The following is a 3,870-nucleotide window of genomic DNA, read 5'->3' on the forward strand; positions in this document are numbered from 1 at the left end:
GGACAGGTTGTGCCTAATTCGAATCTGATAAATCGTTACATCGATTTGAATAACGATAAAAGAGTTAAATCAGAGAACTGACCAATTAGAATCAAATGCTACAAGCAATAACCGGCTTTATTGCAGGCCAAGAATGGATCTTTATTGCAATTGCCGCAGGCATCATTCTGTTTGGTGCAAAAAAGATTCCAGAGCTTGCAAGAACACTCGGTAAATCCAGAATGGAATACGAAAAAGGCAAGTTTGAGGCAGAAAAAGAGCTCAAAGATCTCAAAGACAAAAAAGACTAGATTTCCGCTGTTTTACAAAACTCGTCCATTACTTTGTTAAATTCAGGTACAATCTTGGATTTGCCAAAAATGCTTGCCAGCTTCATCGTGCCATTTAGCTTGATATCGGCATTAATTGTCAGTTTGGTTCCTTTGTCTGTTTTTTCATAGATTTCTGAAATGTGAGTACCCTTGATGTCACCGCCCAAAACAAAGACATCGTGTGATTCTGGATATTTGCTGACATGTTTTGTCATCATGACTAACTCCTTGTCACCCAGCCTCATGTGCTCTTCCACTATAGCGATGTTTTCTCGAACTGATCTGACCCTAATCGATGGAAAATATTTTGGCAGAATGTTTTGGAAATTCTCATAATTTGCAATAATATCAAAGACGCGTTGTCGCTCTGCCGTGATGTCTTTAATGATTGTAATTTTCGGCAGTTTAGGTTCCCCATCTTTTGTATAGATCGTGATCAATGTTGAACTGGTCTAAGCATTTGCCAACAGTATGATCAATGATTTGCTCAATCGATTTGGGTTTTGTGTAAAATCCAGGAACTGGCGGCAAAATGATAACGCCCAGTCTTGCCAATTTCAACATGTTTTCCAGGTTTATTGCGGTGAGTGGGGCTTCACGAGTAACCAAGACAAGCTTACGCGATTCCTTTAGTGTGACGCCGGAAGCTCTCGCCACTAAGGTTTCATCGTAACCATTCGCAATGCTGGACAGAGTCTTCATGGAGCATGGAATCACGATCATTCCATCATGTTTGTATGTGCCAGATGATATTCCAGATGCCAAATTAGAGTCATCAGAATATTCTGTGGCTAATGATTTTACCTGATCTAGTTTGTAATCAGTCTCCATTGCAAGGCATTTTTTTGCCCAGTCTGTGATCACTAGGTGAGTTTGGATGCCACATTTTTGTAGCACTTCTAAAATTCTGACGCCGTAAATTACACCTGTGCTGCCAGTCATTCCAATTACTAGCTTCATGGTGTGGGCTAGGAATTTTGATTATTTTAAGCTGTAATTACGCATACCCCGCTTAACACTAGGGCTATTGAGGTAACCCATACAAACAACCCAAATTATTTTTGGGGGAGGGGTGTGACCCGTAAAATTTCGTGCCCAAGTTTTACTGTTTTTTGTATGTTTTTCGCTTTATGTTGCTGATTTGTCTTTTACCATTCATAACAGATTCGTTTGTATTGATATTATGAAGAGGTGGTAGTTTTACAATATCCGACCGTACAACGAAATAAAGATGTTATATTACCAACATTTGTGAAAACATTGTTGGCAATAAAAAACGAAATATCAAAAATAATCCAAAATTATACTGACTTTAGAATAGGCGTTTTGGGCAGTCATTCCGCACTTGAAATAATGGATGGTGCAAAGGATGAAGGAATATCTACTGTCGTAATATGCCAGAAGGGCAGGGACATCCCATATAGGCGATTCAAGAGAATTGCAGATGAAATCATTGTTGTGGACAAATTCTCTGATATGGCATCACCCAAAATGCAAAAAATGTTTCTGGATACCAATACCATAATTGTTCCACACAGAGCGCTTACTGCTTATCTAGGATATGATACCATAGAGAAAAAATTCAAGGTCCCGATGTTTGGCAACAGAACACTGTTTCAGGCAGAGGAGAGAAGTTTTGTCAAAAACCAGTACTATCTTTTAGAAAAATCAAAGATAAGACTGCCCAAAATTTTCCGTGATCCCAAAAAAATCGACCGTCCAGTCATTGTCAAAGTACAAGAAAAGAAAAGAAAGCTAGAGCGGGCATTTTTCACAGCATCTAACTACAAGGATTTCCTGGCAAAATCTCAAGATAGAATCAAAAAAGGAATAATCGATGCCAAGGATCTCAAAAAAGCAAGCATTGAAGAACTAGTCCTTGGGACCTACATGAATTTCAACTATTTCCACACGCCAATCTCCGAACAGGTTGATTTTATCGGAATAGAGCGAAGACTTCAAACCAACATACATGACTATAATGCGCTTCCGGCAAAGCAGCAATTAGACATCAATATCGATACGCAAAACATCGAGGTGGGCCACACACCTGCCAGCATTCGAGAGTCATTATTAGAAAAAGTCATAGAAATGGGTGACAAGTTTGTTGCAGGCGTAAAAAAGGTCTACCCACCCGGCATAATAGGTCCATTCTCCCTACAGTCAGTAATTACCAAGGATTTAGAGATGGTAGTATATGACGTGTCCCTGCGTGTGCCAGGCAACCCAATTGTGGCTACCACGTCACCATACACAAAATACCAGTACGGAGAGACCTTCGGGGTAGGACGAAGAATTGCAATGGAGATAAAGCGTGCCCACCAAGAAGGAAGGCTTGCACAAGTCCTAACTTAGATTTTCCATTTTGTCCTTGAGTAGTGTCTTTCTGACCAGTATTGGAATGTTGTAAAAGGCGGCCAGAGCTACTGCGTCTGATGCTCTGTAATTTCTCAGAACAGTGTCTTTTTTGCCGGTAAAGTATAGGTTTGCGCGCAACACGCTACCGCTCTCATAGACTTTAACTTTGACTAACAACATTTCATTTTCCTCGCATATTTCTTCAAACATGTTGTATATGGTTGGCAATGTGTCGCGTCGCCCTTCCAAAAAAGACTTGATGTGTCTAGCTACTTCGCCGGAAAATGCCCTCATGTGAAATTCTTTTTTGTCATGGGACTGTAGTATTATGATGCCCTCCATTGCATATGGATCGATAAAGCCAACATGTGTAATTTTTGCAGTGGAATAATCTGGCTCTTGTTTTTGGGAAATATCCAACTGGTATCACTATGGATTGGTTTCTATTAAAGAATGACATGATCGTATGGATAACTTATCAGTCCTACGCGGCTTTTAAATGTAAAATCCACTAAATTGAATCATGCAAATAGACATACCTCTACCATGTCCGGCATGTGGCGGAAAAATGTATTCAATTGGCTATGACGCACCACTTAGGATCCTAAAACCCAGAACTTGGCAAGTCTGCAAAAGCTGCAAGTTCTCGCGCAGTGTAGAAGACTTCAAAAAATCGCTCTGCTGCGCATAGTGGTGGTTTTAGTCTTTTTCTTTTTTTTTAGATTAAGAATTGGTCAAAGATCAGCGTAAAACCTGCTGCGCTTGCCTATTTTTGTGAACTTGGCTTCATTTTCCTGAAAATTTACACCTAACATGATTCGATATACTCCAATTCTCTTTCAGAATCCTAGTCTCTTTTTCTATCTCTCTGGTTTCTTTTTTGATATTATTTCGTGTTTTTCAAAAATCAGTAAATACATGGATTTTCACAGCAAATTGTCCTTTTCTTTTAGTTTGCTTATCTCAGTTTTGTGACTGCCGAACATGAATTTATCCAGTAACGCATAAACGGTTTAGTTGCCATTCAGATAAAATTTAATGCGGGTAGACAAAACCAGACTCAAATGGCTAAAGACGGCAGGGCACTTATCACACTTGGTTTTGTGGCAATTGCAATTTTGTTTTTGATTTACGCAAGGCTTGGTAATTCCGAGATAACGCCATCTGCCATATCGTCAATAGAAAGAATCGGGGCTGCCCC

The 3,870-nt window shown here is 39.7% G+C and carries 5 protein-coding genes; 2 read left to right on the forward strand and 3 right to left on the reverse strand.

Going from position 1 to position 3,870, the window contains the following annotated elements; translation table 11 throughout:
- The first annotated feature begins 95 nt into the window (after positions 1-95).
- Positions 96-290, forward strand: coding sequence for a translocase (locus tag FJ354_07065; protein MBM3906411.1), 195 nt, complete (start codon positions 96-98; stop codon positions 288-290).
- On the opposite strand, the gene FJ354_07070 is transcribed toward FJ354_07065, so the two are convergent.
- Entirely contained in the window at positions 287-715 is a 429-nt protein-coding gene (locus FJ354_07070) for an SRPBCC family protein (GenBank protein ID MBM3906412.1), read from the reverse strand. The two genes, FJ354_07065 and FJ354_07070, sit on opposite strands and share 4 nt — an antisense overlap.
- Position 716: 1 nt before the next feature.
- Entirely contained in the window at positions 717-1,271 is a 555-nt protein-coding gene (locus FJ354_07075; protein MBM3906413.1) for a UbiX family flavin prenyltransferase, read from the reverse strand.
- 303 nt (positions 1,272-1,574) lie between these two features.
- Between FJ354_07075 and FJ354_07080 the strand changes: the two genes are divergently transcribed.
- On the forward strand, positions 1,575-2,666 hold the full coding sequence (locus FJ354_07080) for a formate--phosphoribosylaminoimidazolecarboxamide ligase family protein (protein ID MBM3906414.1): 1,092 nt from the start codon (positions 1,575-1,577) through the stop codon (positions 2,664-2,666).
- On the opposite strand, the gene FJ354_07085 is transcribed toward FJ354_07080, so the two are convergent.
- Positions 2,658-3,089: a hypothetical protein gene (locus tag FJ354_07085; protein ID MBM3906415.1), complete on the reverse strand. Its 432-nt coding sequence runs from the start codon at positions 3,087-3,089 to the stop codon at positions 2,658-2,660. The genes FJ354_07080 and FJ354_07085 overlap by 9 nt on opposite strands.
- Positions 3,090-3,870 lie beyond the last annotated feature (781 nt).

Source organism: Nitrososphaerota archaeon, from assembly GCA_016872055.1.
In the GTDB taxonomy this organism is placed as follows: domain Archaea; phylum Thermoproteota; class Nitrososphaeria; order Nitrososphaerales; family Nitrosopumilaceae; genus Nitrosotenuis.

What these genes read in the sequence shown, in the direction of transcription:
- FJ354_07065 (MBM3906411.1), top strand. Translation starts at nt 96, where the DNA reads ATGCTACAAGCAATAACCGGCTTTATTGCAGGCCAAGAATGGATCTTT.
- FJ354_07075 (MBM3906413.1), bottom strand. Translation starts at nt 1,271, where the DNA reads ATGAAGCTAGTAATTGGAATGACTGGCAGCACAGGTGTAATTTACGGC.